General features: G+C 40.1%; 18 protein-coding genes and 1 tRNA gene. 9 read left to right on the top strand and 10 right to left on the bottom strand.

Annotation, left to right across the window (positions count from 1 at the left end):
• Window positions 1-391: 391 nt before the first annotated feature.
• Window positions 392-763, top strand: a complete 372-nt coding sequence (locus FJX03_00005; GenBank protein MBM3632082.1) for a hypothetical protein — start codon at window positions 392-394, stop codon at window positions 761-763.
• 41 nt (window positions 764-804) lie between these two features.
• Here FJX03_00005 and FJX03_00010 read toward each other — a convergent pair whose 3' ends face one another.
• The 5 genes from FJX03_00010 to secA form a co-directional block, all read right to left on the bottom strand.
• Window positions 805-1,590 (bottom strand): hypothetical protein, encoded by a 786-nt coding sequence (locus tag FJX03_00010; GenBank protein MBM3632083.1) that lies wholly within the window; start codon window positions 1,588-1,590, stop codon window positions 805-807.
• Entirely contained in the window at window positions 1,580-2,212 is a 633-nt protein-coding gene (locus FJX03_00015) for a hypothetical protein (GenBank protein ID MBM3632084.1), read from the bottom strand. The genes FJX03_00010 and FJX03_00015 overlap by 11 nt, the downstream gene beginning before the upstream one ends.
• Window positions 2,213-3,289: 1,077 nt before the next feature.
• Window positions 3,290-3,379, bottom strand: a tRNA-Ser gene (locus tag FJX03_00020).
• A 49-nt stretch (window positions 3,380-3,428) separates the two neighbouring features.
• Window positions 3,429-4,013, bottom strand: a complete 585-nt coding sequence (locus FJX03_00025) for a TIGR00730 family Rossman fold protein (GenBank protein ID MBM3632085.1) — start codon at window positions 4,011-4,013, stop codon at window positions 3,429-3,431.
• A gap of 125 nt (window positions 4,014-4,138) precedes the next feature.
• A complete protein-coding gene (secA, locus tag FJX03_00030) occupies window positions 4,139-6,928 on the bottom strand; it encodes a preprotein translocase subunit SecA (GenBank protein MBM3632086.1) in 2,790 nt (929 codons plus the stop codon).
• 200 nt (window positions 6,929-7,128) lie between these two features.
• On the opposite strand from secA, the gene FJX03_00035 reads away from it, so the two are divergent.
• Both FJX03_00035 and FJX03_00040 read left to right on the top strand, forming a co-directional pair.
• Entirely contained in the window at window positions 7,129-8,142 is a 1,014-nt protein-coding gene (locus FJX03_00035; protein MBM3632087.1) for a peptidyl-prolyl cis-trans isomerase, read from the top strand.
• A 93-nt stretch (window positions 8,143-8,235) separates the two neighbouring features.
• Window positions 8,236-8,652, top strand: coding sequence for a (deoxy)nucleoside triphosphate pyrophosphohydrolase (locus FJX03_00040; GenBank protein MBM3632088.1), 417 nt, complete (start codon window positions 8,236-8,238; stop codon window positions 8,650-8,652).
• Window positions 8,653-8,674: 22 nt separating this feature from the next.
• On the opposite strand, the gene FJX03_00045 is transcribed toward FJX03_00040, so the two are convergent.
• The 4 genes from FJX03_00045 to FJX03_00060 form a co-directional block, all read right to left on the bottom strand.
• A complete protein-coding gene (locus FJX03_00045; GenBank protein ID MBM3632089.1) occupies window positions 8,675-9,910 on the bottom strand; it encodes a D-alanyl-D-alanine carboxypeptidase in 1,236 nt (411 codons plus the stop codon).
• Between the two features lie 113 nt (window positions 9,911-10,023).
• On the bottom strand, window positions 10,024-10,668 hold the full coding sequence (locus FJX03_00050) for a hypothetical protein (GenBank protein ID MBM3632090.1): 645 nt from the start codon (window positions 10,666-10,668) through the stop codon (window positions 10,024-10,026).
• Between the two features lie 13 nt (window positions 10,669-10,681).
• Window positions 10,682-11,407, bottom strand: coding sequence for a hypothetical protein (locus tag FJX03_00055; GenBank protein MBM3632091.1), 726 nt, complete (start codon window positions 11,405-11,407; stop codon window positions 10,682-10,684).
• 229 nt (window positions 11,408-11,636) lie between these two features.
• Complete coding sequence (locus FJX03_00060) at window positions 11,637-11,762, bottom strand: 50S ribosomal protein L36 (GenBank protein ID MBM3632092.1); 126 nt, start codon at window positions 11,760-11,762, stop codon at window positions 11,637-11,639.
• A 273-nt stretch (window positions 11,763-12,035) separates the two neighbouring features.
• Here FJX03_00060 and FJX03_00065 point away from each other — a divergent pair, with 273 nt between their 5' ends.
• From FJX03_00065 to dapD, 6 genes are read left to right on the top strand one after another with little or no spacing between them, the layout of a single operon-like run.
• Entirely contained in the window at window positions 12,036-12,170 is a 135-nt protein-coding gene (locus FJX03_00065) for a 50S ribosomal protein L34 (GenBank protein MBM3632093.1), read from the top strand.
• Window positions 12,171-12,193: 23 nt separating this feature from the next.
• Window positions 12,194-12,559: a ribonuclease P protein component gene (gene rnpA, locus FJX03_00070; GenBank protein ID MBM3632094.1), complete on the top strand. Its 366-nt coding sequence runs from the start codon at window positions 12,194-12,196 to the stop codon at window positions 12,557-12,559.
• Complete coding sequence (gene yidD / locus FJX03_00075) at window positions 12,556-12,825, top strand: membrane protein insertion efficiency factor YidD (GenBank protein MBM3632095.1); 270 nt, start codon at window positions 12,556-12,558, stop codon at window positions 12,823-12,825. Before rnpA ends, yidD begins: the two co-directional genes overlap by 4 nt.
• 20 nt (window positions 12,826-12,845) lie before the next feature.
• Window positions 12,846-14,561 (top strand): membrane protein insertase YidC, encoded by a 1,716-nt coding sequence (yidC, locus tag FJX03_00080; protein MBM3632096.1) that lies wholly within the window; start codon window positions 12,846-12,848, stop codon window positions 14,559-14,561.
• A complete protein-coding gene (locus tag FJX03_00085; GenBank protein MBM3632097.1) occupies window positions 14,545-15,198 on the top strand; it encodes a YihA family ribosome biogenesis GTP-binding protein in 654 nt (217 codons plus the stop codon). Before yidC ends, FJX03_00085 begins: the two co-directional genes overlap by 17 nt.
• A 10-nt stretch (window positions 15,199-15,208) precedes the next feature.
• Window positions 15,209-16,042, top strand: coding sequence for a 2,3,4,5-tetrahydropyridine-2,6-dicarboxylate N-succinyltransferase (dapD, locus tag FJX03_00090; GenBank protein ID MBM3632098.1), 834 nt, complete (start codon window positions 15,209-15,211; stop codon window positions 16,040-16,042).
• Window positions 16,043-16,060: 18 nt separating this feature from the next.
• Here dapD and FJX03_00095 read toward each other — a convergent pair whose 3' ends face one another.
• Complete coding sequence (locus FJX03_00095) at window positions 16,061-16,588, bottom strand: YdcF family protein (protein MBM3632099.1); 528 nt, start codon at window positions 16,586-16,588, stop codon at window positions 16,061-16,063.
• Window positions 16,589-16,668 lie beyond the last annotated feature (80 nt).

A 16,668-nucleotide genomic window follows, 5' to 3' on the forward strand; every position in this document is an offset into this window, starting at 1 on the left:
AAACAAAAAAATGGGAAGAAAGAGCTCTTAAAAGCCAGAAAATCAAATTAATTTACAAAAACTGAGGGAATACAAGAGGCTATAGATTTAGAAACTAAGCTGAGAAGAGTTCAGTGCAATCGCCATGATGGCTAAAGTCAAATTATCGCACATTGTGCGCCTTTTCAACTTAATCCTGCAACGGCCGAAAGGCCGAAAATTTAAGTCACCTCATTTGTAAAACGAAAGAGGATAGGAATTTTTCTATCCTCTTTTTTTGTTTGGGGGGCTGGAAGGTAGCAAGTTTTCTTTTCATAAAGACAACAGCTTGCATGACATCTGTGCTCGAATAGGCTCTCTTATTCCCCCTTTCTTCATCGACTTTCTGGGCGTTTGACCAAGGAGAAGGAAAGTGATTATTATTCTCTCAAAAGATCGTGAACTGATTAGCCAATTTGAAAACTATGATGAACTGTTCGAGTTTCTTGCGGGAACAGCAGATACAGAATTCATGGCAGTTAATCATAATGCAAAGGATCGCGAATGGCGTTTTACAATTTATCCGCCACAAAGGGTGGAAGCTTTCTTTTCATACCTCAAAGATTCGTGTGAGGTTATTAAAGAAGCCATTGAGGAATCATTACCCTTGATTGAAATTTGTGCTGGTAATTTTAAAACACCCTTCTATATAGCCTTAACAGCTAATATTAATATGGGTTACCTCAAGCGGAAGTGGTGTATCGATTGGTGCACATTTTATCATCTCCTGGTGGGGGAGGTCTAAGGGAGATCAAATACTCCAATGACTATTGCAGCAATAGAAAATCATGTTTTTATTAATATTGCTTTCAAGCGTATAGGCGATTTATGATTTCTTTCTTCTTCAGGGATCTGAGCAAAATCAATGCAAGAACTAATAATAGTTTTTTTCACTAAAGCAACCAATAAATCCTCAGAGAAGGTTAGCATATTCTCGATAACTGTTCCTAGATCACTGAGAATATCGCTCGGCGTGCGTCCTTCGATATTCCACTGAGGTGGCGTTAACTTACAGTTTTCATGAAAATCAATATTATTTATATTAAGTGCACCACTATCAGGATGCTCTACAGCATTACGCATGTCTGCAATGAACTTAATCCACTCATGGTCCTCATCCAATAACTTTGATAAAATATCCTCTTTACCAAAGGTTCGCTCAGCCCACCTTGCATGGACTTTATAATTATGCGAGAACTTACCGTACTCAAAAAAGCAACTAATTATGGGGGACAAATCCCTCATCGCTAATTTTGAAAAATACAGAAATATCTCGCAGGATGTTTGGAGATGAAGAATTTGAGGTAATTCATCTTTAAACTCATTCTGAGATATCTTTTTGTCAATCTCTAAAAGATCATCCTCAATCTTTTTTCTTATATCTTCACAAACGAGTAATCTTCTTTGAAAATCTAGTAGAGTGTTGAAAACTTTTTCTTGTTTAGTAGCATCACTATTTATAGAACTAAATTTTAATAATTCCATACCTTGAAGAGTTGTCCTCGCAACGATTGGATTCGAAGGACCATGTTCTAATATTTTTTTAAAAACTATGTTAACTTTAGCCTCCACATTTATCTGTCCAATCATTGTCTAATTGAGGTAAGTTTTTTGGTATTTTCCAAAAGACAGTAAGATTTTCCCATTGGCTTCTAGCCCCAGCATTCCGAGAGAGCTTTATAAAGATATTCTTCTTTTTAGGGGCAGATACCGAAAACCATTCTTCATATCCATCCAAGTGTTTCTCTGTTTGGCATCGTATGGATGTCCATTTTAACCGTGTATCTTTAAAGATCTCTTTGATGTCATTAGGATAATATGCTTCTATTTCTAGTATATTAACGCAGCAGCTTGGTCCGTGCATGCTAATGTCCATCCGATAATCTCTAGCTAGGTTCTTCTCAACAATGTATTTGTCTTTGTGAGTCAGTGTGCATTTAGTTTTGAAATGAGATGGTTCTTCATACTTCTCATCTTGCGGGTTTGCTAGGGTTCTCTGATTTGAAATGTTAAATTCAAAAGGCTTAAATACACACCCTTCAAATGTTTCTGAAACAGTTATGGGATCTAAGTTATAATCTTTATCAATTGGGATCATCAATTGTTTTATTGCAGAAACAATATCTATCTTCACTTCTGCCTGTGCAGGAGAAGAAAGATGGCAAATAACGATTAAAAACAATAAATATAACATATTCCCATTGTGTTATAACAAAATTAACAAAATATAAATTTTTATTCATTGTTTGAAATTCAAGCAATATCTTGACGCACAAACAAAAAGGATAAAATAATAATAGGTTGTATTCTGCCCCCTATGACCCCCATTTGAATTTTCAAGTTTATGCATGTTTTAAAAACCAAAAAAATTAACTTCATCAATCATTCATTTCGAAAAGTTGAGAAATGCGCGCTTACACGTTGCATTTTGCAACGACGCTTTGTTGCAAGCAACATATCTTAAAAATTTGAGGAATTTTGGTTTTTAGATGGGATTGATTTGAAGGTTTTGGTAAGCTGTTGGTAGGGGTATTATTGCAGAGTTTGTACTGGGGTGTTTTTATCCTCAGTGAAAGATTTGATGAATTGTTGGCTGAATACCTAGCTTTCTTTCCAAATCCTGCTCATTCAAATGGCTCTAATCTGTCATTGTCTTCGCAAAGCCATTTAAAAGCGTTGTATGGTGATTTTAAGTTGACCCACACTACCTTTCCCTAAAAATGAAGCCAAAGGGCATCAGGCGATCATTTGGAAGATTAAAGGCTAATTTAAATTAAACTTAACTAAAAATATATCATCTTTATCCTCTTCTTCTCTTTTTGCGATCCAATTTTGCTGAAGGAGGAGGTTTGGAGGAGGAAGAGTATTCTCTGAGTTCGTATTCTCTGAAATCCATAGATTATTATCTGCCCAAATTGGGCTGATCGATCTGCCCATTTTGACCACATCGATCTGCCCATTGTGGACAGATGGGCAAGAAGGGCGATTTTCTTAATACTTTTAATGCTTAACACGAAAGTTAGGTCAAAGGATAAAGTTACAACTTTTGAGAGTGAGAGTTTGTAAAGAAACTCTGAAAATAAGTTCTTAAATTATATAAGATTTTTTGGCATGAAGGGAACCATAATTGTTTTTGATTCATATAGGGTTATACACCATGAAGTACCGCAATGTTCTTTAATGGTACATATATGGTACATTTTTTAATTTTGAAGCGAATTTATAGGAGATATTTTCAAAGAAAAAAATTGCAAAAACTCAAGGAAACTAATGGCGGATGGGGTGAGATTCGAACTCACGGAAGGCTTGCACCCTCGCCGGTTTTCAAGACCGGTGCTTTCAACCGCTCAGCCACCCATCCGCATTGTAAATAAATGTGCCCCACGCACGTGAATGCGTCAATAGGTAAATTATATGTACTTCGACGTCACATCGACTTGAGGGACGGGAAGTTTATGTAAGAGAGGAATCACTTCTGCAACGTCAGAAACAAAAAGCAGTAAATTTTCATCCATGGGACGCGCAAATTTATGTTCGACTACGTGGTGGATTAAGGTTTTTAAAGGGTCCCAATATCCGTCAATATTAACAATAATGAGAGGCTTATCATGCATTTCCAGTTGGCGCCAGGTCAAGATTTCGAAGAGTTCATCAAGAGTGCCAAATCCGCCTGGTAAAATGACAAAAGCGTCTGCATTTTGCGACATGTTTAACTTGCGCGTGTGCATGGTATCCACAACGTGCAATTCGCTTAAACTATCATGGCCGCCTTCAATGTGCTCTAAGTCTTTGGTAATATAGCCAATGGCCCGACCCCCATGGTTCATGACCCCATCTGCAACCAGCCCCATGAGGCCTAATTGACCTCCTCCGTATACAAGCTGCATATCAGCACCTGCAAGGGCTATGCCCAGTTCGAAGGCGGCTTCTTTATAAACCAATTCCGCGCGGGAGGAAGACCCACAAAAGACGCAAACAGACTTAATTTCTTGCAATGACCGTCTCCTTGGCTAATTTTAATAGAAAACAGGGGAGGAGAATGGTTCTCTCTCCCATGCTTATAAAGATAATGATAGAGTTAAAAATTATAACAAAGCCTTAATTTGTCAAAAATGAATTTTTATTCTTGTTCAAATTGTCCGTGGCAATGCTTATATTTAAGGCCAGATCCGCAAGGACACATCGCATTTCTTTGCACACGCCCCCAGGTTGAAGGATCTTGGGGGTCAATATTCCCATCACCGTCCGGTCGCCTTGTGCGCACAGGTTCTTGAGAATAGTTGACGTTGGGAGCCATCGTGACGGGATCCCATTGAGGTGCCCCGTCCGGTACATTTATTTCTTCATTCCCCTCAATCCAGTCAGGCGTTTCTTCCTTATAGCGGGAGAAGTCCGTTTCTCCCAAAATATCGTCAATGTCTTCTTGACCATCCATTTGCAGATCAAAATGAGACAAGAGTGTCGTTGCTTCTTCACGAACCCTTACTAACAAGTCTTGAAATAAGTTAAAAGCTTCTCGTTTATATTCATTCAGAGGGTTGCTTTGTGCATAGGCGCGCAAATTGATTCCTTGACGCAAGTGATCTAGCATAAGCAGGTTTTCTTTCCAGCACCGATCCAATGTCTGAAGGAGCAGAGTCCGTTCCGCTGATCGCATCATTGAAGTGCCATATTTTTCTTCTTTTTCTGAAATGGCAACGTCAACAGATTTCATAATGCGGTCATATAATTCAGGCTCGGCTATTCCTTCTTCCCCAGCCCACTCCTCAATAGGAAGATTCAGTCCAAATATGCGCACACAGTCCTTCTGGAGGCCGTTAAGGTCCCATTGTTCTGATAAAGCATTTTCAGGAATATGAATTTTAACAATGCTATCCACAACTTCAGACCGCATTTCTTGAATAAGCTCTTGCGTGTCTTCATTCGTCATCAATTCGCGACGTTGCTCGTAAATTATTTTTCGTTGATCGTTCATGACATCGTCATACTTTAAGAGATGTTTGCGAATATCAAAGTTACGAGCCTCAACCTTTTGTTGAGCCCGTGCTAAGGCTTTGCTAATCATAGAGTGAGAGATAGCTTCGCCTTCTTGCACACCAAGCTTTCGTAACATACCATCAAGCCGCTCTGAACCGAAAATACGCATTAAATCATCTTCAAGCGAAATAAAGAATTTAGAGGCTCCCGGATCTCCCTGACGACCCGAACGACCCCGTAATTGGTTATCAACGCGACGACTTTCATGGCGCTCCGTACCAATGACATAGAGGCCGCCTGCTGAAATAGCAATGTCGTGAGCCTCTGTTATTTCCTTACGAATGGCGGCGATTCTCTTTTCTCGCTCTGTCGGGTCAGTAATGTCGCTTAATTCTCGCTCTATACGCATATCGAGATTGCCACCCAGTTTAATATCTGTACCGCGACCTGCCATATTGGTGGCAATAGTGACCGCTTCTGGATAACCGGCTTCTGCAATGATTAGAGCTTCTTGCTCATGGTAACGAGCGTTAAGAACCTGGTGAGCAATCTTTTCTTTGGTTAATAGAGCTGATAAAACCTCAGACTTTTCAATGCTGGTGGTTCCCACTAAGACAGGTTGCCTGCGATCCTGGCATTCCCGAATCAATTTTACAACCGCGTTATATTTTTCTTTAGCTGTTAGGTAAACTTCGTCATCATAATCTTTACGTTGGATAGGCAAATTAGTTGGAATTTCAACTGTCGGAAGTTTATAAATTTCTTCAAATTCAGGCGCATCTGTCATGGCCGTACCTGTCATACCCGCAAGCTTGGGGTACATACGAAAGAAATTTTGATAGGTAATAGAAGCTAAAGTTTGATTTTCCATTTCTATGGTTACTTTTTCCTTAGCTTCCAAGGCTTGGTGTAATCCTTCAGAATAACGACGACCATCCATCATACGGCCTGTAAATTCATCAATAATAATGACTTTGTCATTTTTGACAATGTAATCCACGTCACGAGTATAGAGTTTGTGTGCCCGTAAAGCTTGATTGACATGGTGGACTAATCCAATGTTGTGGATATCATAAAGTGTGGCACCCTCTTGCAAGAGACCGTGTTCACGAAGGAGCTTTTCAATATGTTCCACACCAGCTTCAGTTAGGGTTACGGTGCGTTGTTTCTCATCCTTTTCATAGTCGGTGTCAATGAGCGATGGTAAGATTTTATCTATTTTGACATATAAATCAGAAGAATCTTCCGCAGATCCTGAGATAATGAGGGGTGTTCTTGCTTCGTCAATTAAAATGCTATCAACTTCATCCACAATGGCATAGTTAAAGGGGCGCTGAACCATATCGGTTAAGCGAAACTTCATGTTATCCCGCAAATAATCAAACCCAAATTCATGATTTGTCCCATAGGTTACATCGGCAGCGTAAGCATTGCGTCTTTCTTCGTCTGTCAGTCCATGAACGATACAGCCAACAGTTAATCCCAGAAATTCATAAACTTGTCCCATCCATTTTGAATCTCGTTCAGCCAAATAGTCGTTAATGGTCACGACGTGCACACCTTTTCCGGTCAAGGCATTCAGATAAACCGGCAAAGTTCCAACGAGCGTTTTTCCTTCACCGGTGCGCATTTCCGTGATCATGCCTTCGTGTAAGACCATTCCTCCTACGAGCTGCACATCAAATGGGCGTTGTCCCAAAGTGCGTTTCGCTGCTTCACGAACAGTGGCAAAGGCTTCAACAAGCAAGTCTTTTAAGGATTCCCCTTTTGCAAGTCGTTCCCGAAACACGTCTGTTTGGCCACGCAATTCTTGATCAGAAAGTTTAGAGATTTTATCTTCTAACTCATTGATTTTTTCTGCGGTTTTAAAATGTCTTTTTACGATACGATCGTTGGCGGAGCCAAACAATTTCCGAAAAGCCGTTGCTAACATATCAGCCTCAATTAAATTTTTAGTTTTATTCTCAACTCTTCAAGTTTCATCCTGAAAAAAATATCAATGACACTTTAAACATAGACTATAACATGACATCTTGCGCTTATTGTAATTCTATTTTATAAAAGACTCAATGGTTATAGCCTATTTATGGGTCCATTGTGTTATTTAATTTTCAGAACAAGGAAATCGGTCACATGAAATCAATTATTTCTACACGGATTGCTGTGCTTTCCATAGCATTACTAGCGTCTATCCCCATGACATTGGCCGCTGCGGCTGATTCAACCCCGGCTACTGCTTCTGCAGCTGCGTCAGGGACAGAGCCTGCAGATAGTACAGTGGTTTCAAAAATCACTGTGGATGGCAAAACCATCCAAATTACCTATGGCCAAGTGAAGGATAAGTTAAAACTATTGCCACCACAACTTCAAAACGCGCCGTTTAAAGATATTTTTCCTCTGCTTCAAAAAAGTGTAGGGACAGAACAAGTCATTACTTATTTTGCTGAAAAAGCAGGAATTAAGAATGATCCTGAGTTTCAAAAAATGGTTGCCGAGTGCCAAAAGGGTGTTTTGCAAAAACTGTTTCTTGACAAAGAAATTGAGAAGCGCGCAACAGATGATGAGCTAAAGAAAGCTTATGAGGAAGTTAAAAAAGCAGCTCCGAAGGAAGATGAATACAATATCAGCATGATCACTTTGACAGATAAGAGCAAAGCAACGAAACTCTTAGGCGAAGTCAAAAAAGCAGGGCCGTCAAAATTCGCTGAGTTTGCTAATAAAGAATCTATGAACAAGATTCCCGACGGTAACTTGGGTTATGTGCGCTTAGGTGAATTACCTGAAGCATTCCGAGATAAGGTTAAAGATGCGGCAAAGGCAACGATTGTTTCAAATGTTATAGAAATATCCATGCCAGATCCTTCTGATGCTAATAAAAAGGTCACAACTTATAATATCGTCTTAGTTCAAGACAAGCGTCCAGCCACATTTCCAGCTTTTGATGCTGTGAAAGGTGAGTTGAAAACGGCTGTAGGTTCCAAATTTGCAAAAGAAGCCATTAAAGAGTTTGAAAGCAAAGCGACTTTCGAAACTTTTGGAATGGATGGGAAGCCCATTGAGCAAAAAGCTGATGCGGCAAAGGATGCTCCAAAGACAGATACACCCAAGACAGACGCACCCAAAACAGATGCGCCAAAAGCTGGCTAGTCTGAAACTTAAAAGTTTAAAAATCATAAAAAACCCCCAGTATTTGGGGGTTTTTTAAGTTTAAGCCTTAAATAATTAAAGAAATTATGTGCTATGACTCTACCCATTGTTACTGTTGTTGGGGCTCTTTTGGAAGATGATAAGGGAGCAATTTTATTGGCTCAACGTCCTGCCGACAAACCCATGCCTTTTCTATGGGAGTTTCCAGGGGGCAAGATGGAAGTCGGGGAAACGCCCGAAGCAGCTTTAGCCCGAGAATTACAAGAAGAAATAGGCATCACCGTATCGCTTAAAGATTTTAAGCCATTTTCATTTGTGAGTATGGCTTACCCAGATTTTCATATTATTTTGTTGGGATATCATTGCAATCGATGGTTGGGAACACCTTGCGCAAAAGAAGGCCAAGGAGGGCTGGAATGGGTTATGCCTGAAAATTTAAACCATTACCCCATGCGCGAAGCAAATCAAACGCTCATTCCCTTGATAAGACATCATAAAGTCTCACTTTAAAAATGACTGAACTTTAGGAAAGCTACCAAGAGGCTAGGAGGCGGCACTCGCCTTTAGAGCCATGCTTTTTACAAACTGACTCGGCTTCCTGCTTCGAAATACCCAACAAACGGGCTCCATAAAAAGATTTTTTCCCCTTTGTCACTTTTGGTGTGGAAACTTCCCCTGACTTTAAAATAGCTAAAGATCTTTTTGCACGCATTTTGGCTTCATTTAACGATTTATAAGTACCAATCTGTACACCCCATACGTTCTTTCGAGGCATATGATTAACTTTAACTTTTGGGGCAGGGGGAGGCCAGCTTATAGCAATGGGGCGTAGTTCAGGTTTGCTAACCACTTTTGGAGTGGGTTCGGATTTTAAGAATTCGTTGACCTCATTGTCAAAGTCATCATCGTCATCTTTTGAACTATAATGAGGGGCTGCAACACTCTCTCCCAGTCCAACTTTTTCAAAATTCATTTCAAGAAGATCAGCTACGCGTCGATCCCGCCAATGGCGATTCGGGCCTCCCAAAACAACCGCGATAAGTCTAATGGGTTTATGGTTAGCCCTTTTCCGAATAGCGGATACAGATATATTAAATCCAGAAGCAGCTACATAACCTGTTTTAATACCATCAACATCAAGGCCACGACGATTATTGAGTAAGTGGTTGTGATTGCGGTGGACTTGACCACGATGATTAAACGCTTTTAAGCGAAAATGCCCGTAGTCTTTAGGAAAGTGTAAGTAAAGCGCGCGTGAGAGAGTTGCCATATCCCGTGCAGTCGTAACCTGATGGGGATTTGGTAGGCCTGACGCATTCTTAAAAATAGTTTTGTGCATACCTAATTTTTTGGCCTTTTGTGTCATCGCCATGGCAAAATTAGCTTCGCTGCCGCCCAGATGTTCTCCTATAGCTGCCGCCCCGTCATTTGCTGATTTTGTCACAAGTCCTTTAATAATAGTTTCTACAGATACATATTCCCCGGCGCGTAACCCTAATTTAGACGGAGCTTGGCGTGAAGCATGGGCAGAGACATAAACGCGAGAGTTCATCTGCAATTTTCCAGACTTTAGGGCTTCAAATACCATATATAAAGTCATCATTTTTGTTAAGGAAGCGGGGTGACAAATTTTGTCAGCACCATCTTGTTCTAAGACTTGGCCTGTGTGCGCATCGATAACAATGGCGGTATAGCGAGGGGACAATCCAACAGCATCATTAAGATAATTAAAAAAAATCAAACAGATAATAATTCTTAAATAGGGCATGGATCTAGTAGGCTCTCTCAATATTGTGTCTGTTTGTCATTAATTTCCTAATATACTCATTAGAAAATATTTCTTAGATTTTGTCCAGTTTTGATTCAACTTAGTTCAATTTTTTATGAAGCCTTTATTTTATGCAATGAATTTTCTTCTTGGAGCCCAAAAGCCTCTTCAAGTTTTTTAAAACCTTGTGGTTTGGGCGTTGCGGCAACGTAAGTCAATATTTGATGTGCGCAATCTGCTGCAGACGTATGAGTGGTGTCAATCTCGAGGTCATAATGTCGCGTAGGACCATGAACTTTGCTGATTTGATCTCGCCCCAGGCCAACACTAAACCCGCCTCTTTTGTTTTCCCGACGAATTAATTCTGCCAACTCAAAATGAATTCCAATACAATAAGCTTTTTGGCCTTTAAAAGCTTTTGTATATTCTTTTAAATAATAGTCGTGAAAGAGGACTTCATCTACAGCAATATTAAGCTCTTGAGAAGACATTTTGGCGACGACCGGTGAAATGGTATGAAGAACGGTTCTTCCAAAATCACCATTATAGACCCTTGTTATCGGACCATTTTCGTCTTCCTCGCGAACAAATTGAATTCCTTCTTTTGCTTTTTCTCCCCATCCATAGTAGTCAGGGGGCATCATATCGATAAAGTTATCGACGCCCAATTTCATAATGGGGTATGAGGCTTGTTTTTGAAGTTCATGGATAATGGAAGTTTTGCCTGAAGTTGCAACACCATTTAAAAAAATAATCATTTTTGCCTCTCTTCTAATACTTTGTCGTGAGTTTAAGAAGCCATTGGGGTGTGTGGCTGACGGCCCACGTTTCAAGAGCTTTGTCGCTTCCCGTCAATATCAAAAAGCTGATAATGATAAGGGAGTAACCAAGCCATTTTCGCCCCGTTCGACCTTTCTTTAATAATTGCTTTTTTTTGAGGTATTTTTTGGAAATAATTGACAGCAGTATGAGAGGAGTTGTAACCCCAAGAGTGTAAAAAAACATTAAGATACTAGCTTGGCCGAAATGGTCTCCCCGGTTTGCAAGAGCAAGGGTTAAGGAAAGTGTTGGCCCCGCACAGGGAAGCCAAATAAAGCCAACTAATGCGCCGATTAAAAAATTAATGCCCAATTTTTCAAAGGGGAAATTTTTTATCTGGGAGGGATAAAGCGTATTGCGAATGTCGAAAACAAATGGTTTACCATGCTTGAGAATATAAGTCTGCAAGGGCTGGTGAGACAAAAATGTTCCAATTCCTAAGATAAGAAAAGCTGAAATAAGGCGTAAACTCTTAATTTCGATTCCCCATACCGCGTGAGAGGTGGTCAGCGCTAAGCCCATGGTGGCAAATGTAAAGAACAACCCAAAGATAAGAGCAAAGGGGCCTAACCGGTGACGTTGCCAGGTGCTCGAGAGAAATATTGGAATTAAGGGAAAAGCACAAGGATTCAATAGTGTGCATAAACCAACTATATAACATAAAGGCATCAGCGTCATGGACAAATCCTCAAATGGATCACGACACAAGCCCTATAATCAAAGGTATGCAGATGACTAATCACAATTGTCCTCAAGATAAATTTCTATCTTAATACAAGACTATCAGGAGAAAGTTATAAAAAACAAGATGATGTGTAAGGTATAAAAAATACCTCCCCCAAAATTTAGGGAGAGGTATTCAAAAAATTTGAAGGGTTTCTAAAGCGATAAGGTAAATTTCTTAAATTTAACCTTGACGAGCCTTGAAACGGGGAGCTTGCTTATTGATCACATATACACGTCCTTTGCGGCGTACAATTTTGCAGGCCTTGTGACGTGTCTTTAATGTTTTAAGTGAATTGGCGATTTTCATGACTGAATTCCTAATAAATTATACATTTACTTCTTACCTAGCCTTTTTCTCACCAAGTGTCAAGAAAATGATAAAGAATAGTGTTTATATGTTCCCTCTAAATCAGTGGCTAGACCGTAACTCATAATGTGAAAATCTATGATTCGCCTAATTTTGCGATTGAATTAAAGTATTTAAAAGTCTCCTTCATGCGACAAAATCATATTAAAAGTCTTGACTCTATATGAAGAGGGGCCTATAAAAATAGACTATGACTTTCAAGAGGAAACTATCGTGAAAAGAACATTTCAACCCAGTAACTTAGTACGTAAACGCCGCCATGGCTTTCGTGCACGTATGGCCACTGTTGGTGGTCGACGGATTATTAATGCTCGTCGGGCAAAAGGGCGCAAGCGCCTATCGGCCTAAAAATCTAATAGTAAGGCATTTGCATGTCACTCACTCCGCGCTTAAAGAAGCGGTCGGATTTTTTGCGAGTTGCCGCTTATCAACGAAAGGTTGTTATGCCAACAATGATTGTTCAGCTGGCAGAGCGTTCACTGAAAGATAGCAGCGGACACGAGTTGCCTGCTTTGCGAGTTGGCTTTACAGCAAGTCGAAAAGTTGGTAATGCCGTAAAACGCAATTTTGCGCGGCGGCGGTTAAAAGCTGTTGTTGAGACCGTATGCTCCTCTTTTTCTATTGAGGGAAAAGATTTGGTCATTATAGCTCGACCCACTACAGTAACAGCCCCATTTTCAAACATTCTTCGAGATTTTCATCAAGCTTTATACCGTTTGGAATTAACATCACTATGATAGCACGTCTTATTGTTTTAACGATTTATGGATATCGTCGCCTCGTTTCTCCTCTTTTTCCGCCTCGTTGTCGGTTTGATCCGACCTGTTCTCGATATGCCATTCATGCTATTGAACACCACGGGTTGCGTCGAGGAGGCTGGATGGCTCTAAAACGCTTATTCCGATGTCATCCCTTGAGTGGCGAGTGGGGATATGACCCTGTGCCAACAGAAATTTCGACGAATTTATCAAAAAATCATGTAAAATCAGCGTCCGTAAATTAAATAAAAAGCAGAGATATCTTATGAGCGATCAAAAAAATTTAATACTTGCCTTCTCCTTATCTATCGCAATTTTGTTAGGTTTTAATTATTTTTATGAGCGACCAAAGTATGAAAATCTTAAACGTCAACAAGAATTGACAAAGGTCGAAAATCAAACTTCTTCTAAGGAAGAGAGCAAACTCGAATCTAAAATTAAAGCTCCCGTCTCTCTAAAAGTAGCTTTGGAAAGGGCTCCGCGGCTTAAAATCCAAACAAAACTCTTAAAAGGGTCTATCAATTTAAAGGGATGTCTTTTAGATGATTTATTATTGCTGGACTACCATGAGAAGGTGGAAAAATCGAGCCCACCAATTACATTATTATCTCCAGAAGGGGCTAAAGGGGCCTATTACGCTGAATTTGGTTGGGATGCAAAGGAAGCTGGGACAAAACTGCCAGATTCCGAAACCATTTGGAAAACATCTGCAACTGTTCTCACTCAAGACTCTCCTGTAGTTTTGGAATGGGATAATGGACAAGGTCTAAAGTTTGAGCGGACGATATCCGTTGATGATCAATATATGTTTTCCGTAATGGATCGAGTTAAGAATACAAAAGATGCAACGGTCGGCATAAGTTCTAAAGCGCAAATTAATCGCCTCGAGACACCACCAGTTGGTGGTTTTATGATTTTGCATGAAGGCCCAATTGGGGTTTTAAATGGCAAATTAACAGAACTGACATACGCGAAATTAAAAGAGAAAGGAACGGTTGAAGAAACGACAACGGGCGGTTGGATTGGAATTACTGACAAGTATTGGTTAGTTGCCTTGATTCCAAATCAAAAAACTTCAGAAAAAACAATTTTTAAAGGCCAAACTATTGAAGGCCAAGATCAGTATCAAACAGCTGTTAAGGGGCCTATTCTGGATATAAAGCCTGGTGAGTCTATTGAGACTAAACACCACTTATTTGCTGGTGCAAAAGTTTTGCGTACTTTGGATAATTACGAAACCAAGCTTGGATTTGATAAATTTGATTTAGCTGTTGATTTTGGATGGTTTTACTTCCTAACAAAACCGTTGTTTTATGTTCTTGAATACTTGCACCAACTTTTGGGTAATTTTGGTTTGGCAATTCTAGCTTTAACGGTTTTGTTTAAGCTTGTTTTCTTCCCTCTGGCTAATAAATCTTATCGTTCAATGTCTCATATGAAACAAGTGCAACCTAAAATTGAGGCACTGAAGAAACGATTTGGAGATGACAAATTACGGATGAACCAAGAACTTATGGATTTGTATCGGCGTGAAAAAATTAATCCTTTAGCAGGTTGTTTACCCATGTTGATTCAGGCTCCGGTTTTTTTCTGTCTCTACAAAGTTTTGTTTGTAACCTTAGAAATGCGACATGCGCCCTTTTATGGATGGATTGGTGATTTATCTGCACCAGATCCAACAACTGTATTCAACTTATTTGGGCTAATTCCTTGGACACCCCCTAGTTTGTTGATGATTGGTGCTTGGCCAATTCTCATGGGGTTAACGATGTATCTTCAGCAAAAGCTGAATCCGCAACCAACTGATCCTGCGCAAGCCAAAGCATTTATGTTGATGCCGTTTATCCTCACCTTCTTTTTGGCCGGTTTTCCGGCTGGTTTGGTGATTTATTGGGCCTGGAACAACGTTTTGTCTATGGCACAACAGTGGGTTATTATGCGTCTTGAAGATAAGCGCTCAGCCAATGTCAGAAGAACTTAGCCCGCAAGCCCTGGATTGGGGGCAGTGGTTATTTTCTCAAGATTGCAATTTCTTGAGGGGCGTTCCTTCATTGCTTGATCTGCCGGATTTTGGCCAACCAGAAGTATCCTTTGCAGGACGCTCAAATGTTGGAAAATCAAGTCTTATTAATGCATTAACGGGCAGAACAACTCTGGCTCGTGTTTCAAATACACCCGGACGCACGCAGCAACTTAATTTCTTTTCTCTGGGCAATCGTTTGGTCCTGGTTGATATGCCTGGATATGGCTATGCAAAAGCTTCTAAGACAGCGATTTCACAGTGGAATGAACTTATTCAGCTCTATTTAAAGGGGCGTCCGACATTATCTCGTGTTTATGTGTTGATTGATAGTCGGCATGGGCTGAAAGAAAATGATTTTGAAATGATGCGGATGCTTGATGTTGCAGCTGTATCCTATCGCATTGTCTTAACAAAGGCAGATAAGGTTTCTCCAACAGCACTTCACAATCTTCAAAAAGATATTGAGCTTAAAATTAAAACGCATGCTGCTGCTTTTCCAAAAATCTCTTTAACAAGTACAACTAAAAAAATTGGGATTGCAGAATTAAGGGCAGAAATTGCACAATTTGCCATAGGTAGCCATCCTCTTATTTGAAGGAAATCTCATGCAAAACTATCAAGTCATTATTGAAGATGCTTGGGAAAAACGAGAAAATATTACCCCCCAAACCCACGGCGAAATTCAAGAAGCTGTTAATCATATTTTAGCTCTTTTAGATAGGGGCACGCTTCGAGTTGCGTCCAAAGATTCGACGTCACAAGATATATGGCAAACTCATCAATGGATTAAAAAAGCTATACTTCTTTTCTTCAAATTGACAGGATGTGAAATCATGGAAGGAGGCCTATTAAATGCCCCCTGGTACGATAAAGTGCCTTTAAAATGTCAGGGCTGGACCAAAAAAAATTTTGCAGCTGCTGGTTTTCGCAGTGTTCCGGGAAGTATTATTCGCCATTCTGCCTACATAGGATCTAACGTCGTCCTGATGCCTAGTTTTGTCAACATGGGGGCGTATGTAGGGGAAGGAACAATGGTGGATACATGGGTTACGATAGGATCTTGCGCCCAAATTGGGAAGAATTGCCACATTTCAGGAGGCGTTGGCATAGGTGGTGTATTGGAACCTTTGCAAGCAAACCCTGTGATTATTGAAGATAATTGTTTTATTGGTGCTCGTAGTGAAATAGCAGAAGGGGTGATTATAGGAGAGGGGGCGGTAGTATCAATGGGCGTCTTTCTGGGAGCTTCCACTAAAATCTTAAATCGCCAAACAGGGGAGTTGAGTTACGGATATGTCCCTCCCTATTCTGTTGTGGTGCCAGGGACCATTCCGAATAAAGATCCGACTTTGCCTGCTTTGGCATGTGCTGTTATCGTGAAACAAGTCGATGCGAAAACCCGTAGTAAAACGGCAATTAATGATCTTTTACGTTACTAATATTGTCTTTTCGAGTCTCTAATCGGAAAAGTGCCGACGGGTAAATCCCCACAAAAACTTATTATATTCTGAAAAGATTAAGAGAAAAGCACCCTCGTTAAATAACCAGCGAAATCGACTTTGACCGAAAGGAAAGACGGGATGGGGAATTATAGTAATTTCAGGCAACTGGTGCATCATTTCCATTAAACTACGAGGCATATGATAATCTGCGGTAACAAGTCGTAGAGAAGAAATAGATCGTTCGTTCACCCATCCTGCAGTTTCTAGGGCATTTTCTTTTGTATTTTTTGCCCAATAGCCTAGATGGGTGGATGCAATGAGTTGATCTTTATCGATGGGGCAAGTCATTGCGGGGAGGTCAACTGTTTTCAACAACGACTTTAATGTTTCCTCTCGATTGACGCCGGAAATGAAAATGACTTTTGCTTGTTGGTTACATAAAAGATTAAATCCTGTTTTCAAACGCTCTCTACCCCCAGTGAGGACGACGATGGCTTCAGTTTTTGTAGGATTCAGACTTTTAGGTTGAGGAATCGTGAACATGAAGACTATGAATCCCCCCAACCACAGAAGAAATATGAGACAAGCAACTTTTATACTGTTTATAAATATCTTTTGCAAAT

Source organism: Alphaproteobacteria bacterium, from assembly GCA_016870095.1.
Lineage (GTDB): Bacteria > Pseudomonadota > Alphaproteobacteria > Paracaedibacterales > VGCI01 > VGCI01.

Bases quoted from the DNA above. Each gene is read 5' to 3' on its own strand.
- FJX03_00050 (MBM3632090.1), bottom strand. From the start codon at position 10,668: ATGATTATTTTTTTAAATGGTGTTGCAACTTCAGGCAAAACTTCCATT.
- FJX03_00095 (MBM3632099.1), bottom strand. From the start codon at position 16,588: ATGTTCACGATTCCTCAACCTAAAAGTCTGAATCCTACAAAAACTGAA.
- FJX03_00055 (MBM3632091.1), bottom strand. From the start codon at position 11,407: ATGACGCTGATGCCTTTATGTTATATAGTTGGTTTATGCACACTATTG.
- FJX03_00035 (MBM3632087.1), top strand. From the start codon at position 7,129: ATGAAATCAATTATTTCTACACGGATTGCTGTGCTTTCCATAGCATTA.
- FJX03_00040 (MBM3632088.1), top strand. From the start codon at position 8,236: ATGACTCTACCCATTGTTACTGTTGTTGGGGCTCTTTTGGAAGATGAT.
- FJX03_00085 (MBM3632097.1), top strand. From the start codon at position 14,545: ATGTCAGAAGAACTTAGCCCGCAAGCCCTGGATTGGGGGCAGTGGTTA.
- dapD (MBM3632098.1), top strand. From the start codon at position 15,209: ATGCAAAACTATCAAGTCATTATTGAAGATGCTTGGGAAAAACGAGAA.
- FJX03_00045 (MBM3632089.1), bottom strand. From the start codon at position 9,910: ATGCCCTATTTAAGAATTATTATCTGTTTGATTTTTTTTAATTATCTT.
- yidC (MBM3632096.1), top strand. From the start codon at position 12,846: ATGAGCGATCAAAAAAATTTAATACTTGCCTTCTCCTTATCTATCGCA.
- secA (MBM3632086.1), bottom strand. From the start codon at position 6,928: ATGTTAGCAACGGCTTTTCGGAAATTGTTTGGCTCCGCCAACGATCGT.
- FJX03_00015 (MBM3632084.1), bottom strand. From the start codon at position 2,212: ATGTTATATTTATTGTTTTTAATCGTTATTTGCCATCTTTCTTCTCCT.
- yidD (MBM3632095.1), top strand. From the start codon at position 12,556: ATGATAGCACGTCTTATTGTTTTAACGATTTATGGATATCGTCGCCTC.
- rnpA (MBM3632094.1), top strand. From the start codon at position 12,194: ATGTCACTCACTCCGCGCTTAAAGAAGCGGTCGGATTTTTTGCGAGTT.
- FJX03_00060 (MBM3632092.1), bottom strand. From the start codon at position 11,762: ATGAAAATCGCCAATTCACTTAAAACATTAAAGACACGTCACAAGGCC.